Origin of the sequence: Citrobacter sp. TBCS-14, assembly GCF_005280805.1 — a bacterium.
In the GTDB taxonomy this organism is placed as follows: Bacteria; Pseudomonadota; Gammaproteobacteria; order Enterobacterales; family Enterobacteriaceae; genus Citrobacter; species Citrobacter gillenii.
This window is the reverse complement of the sequence record NZ_SZWM01000582.1, coordinates 343-580: the sequence shown is the minus strand read 5'-3', so window position 1 is coordinate 580 and position 238 is coordinate 343. Positions and strand designations below refer to the sequence as shown.

Below are 238 nucleotides of genomic sequence, written 5' to 3'. Positions count from 1 at the left end.
GGAGAAATCAGGTTAGCGCTCTGACGAATACGCGACGGAGCCAGTTGCAGGCTTTCTAGGGATTTGACTTCGAAACCGTCTGGAACAACGACAGAGGGGATGTCCGTTTCAGTCTTCAGAGTTGCAGAGACCAGATCACGGATGTCGAGTACGGCAGAGCCTTCAATTTGAGACATTGAATATTTCCTTATCAGATTGGAATAGTTGGTTCGGTGGGTATTACTGGGCCAGCTTTATT

Annotated in this window: 1 protein-coding gene; it reads right to left on the bottom strand. The window is 47.9% G+C overall.

The genetic code is table 11. The features are described from left to right. On the bottom strand, nt 1–176 hold a 176-nt coding region (locus tag FDX22_RS31490), incomplete at its 3' end, for a DUF2303 family protein (protein ID WP_255432990.1). Nucleotides 177–238 lie beyond the last annotated feature (62 nt).